1 protein-coding gene is annotated in these 1038 nt (G+C 50.1%); it reads left to right on the top strand.

Annotated elements, in window-relative coordinates; translation table 11 throughout:
- Positions 1-104 precede the first annotated feature (104 nt).
- Positions 105-1038, top strand: a 934-nt coding sequence (locus AC1DU6_RS32560) for an acyltransferase family protein (RefSeq protein ID WP_477862377.1), incomplete at its 3' end; no start/stop codon positions are given.

Below are 1038 nucleotides of genomic sequence, written 5' to 3'. Positions count from 1 at the left end.
GATGATGAGCGTGTTTGGGCTTTATTATGAGCCCTTTATGGTCGCTGTATTGCTCGTCGCTACATTGCCTGCTCAAGAAACCGGCAAATTCCTTTTGCCCAGATATGCCCGCTGAACGTCTTGATTGGATTGACAGGCTGAGAGGGATCGGTATCGTCCTGGTTGTTCTTGGACACAATCCGTGGCTGAAGAATCATCAGCTCCACGCTGCGATTTATTTGTTCCACATGCCGTTGTTCTTTTATTCGGCTGGCCTAGTGCACAAAGAGGTTCCGCTCACAAGGTATCTTCGCAGCCGTCTTCGGGCATTGTTGGTCCCCTATTTCGTTTGTGGTGTATTATTTTCTTTAATAGCTGCGAAATTGGATTGGCGAGCGCTTGTTGCGAACTTGATCGGCGTGATTGCAGGCGTGGGCGACCTCATGCCGCAGCCACACATTTGGTTTCTTCCATGTCTCTTCCTGGTCGGCATCGCTCAACTTGTGACGCTTCGCAACACAAGTGAAATGCGCACGCCGCGTTTACTTGTTATTTTGCTTGTTCTGCTAATTTTCGCACAGACGTCCCGTTATGCCATGCCGGGTATTGAAATCGACCGTGATACCGTCACCTATCGGGCACTCCCTTGGTCCTTAGATCTTGTGCCCGTAGGTTTAGCGTTTTTTGCGTTCGGAATTACAGTTAGGCGACGTTATTTACATCTCGTAGGAAGTTCAGCTCATCACCCCGTATGGATCCTAGTGTTGGCCGCCTTGGTGGCTGCCATCGGTTGGTACGCTTCAGGTCTAGGCTTAATGGTTCTCGATTTGAATCATCGCCTCATTGAGGGCGTTGGCACATTGCCCTTCGCTGTTGTTTGCGTCTTGGTCGTGTCAGGACTATGCGTTCTGATCCGCGGTAAGGCGGGTTCGGCATTGGAGTACATAGGGCAACGATCGCTGGTGATTTTCCTGTTTCACTACTATGTGCAAAGCAGGATTAGCACTCGCATAGATGGGTTCGGTGGTGCGATGGTTGGATTTTCATGTGGGTTGATAG

The sequence above is a fragment of the Roseateles sp. P5_B10 genome, from assembly GCF_056400485.1.
Note: the sequence above shows the minus strand (reverse complement) of the source record. Positions and strands in the feature narration are given on the sequence as shown.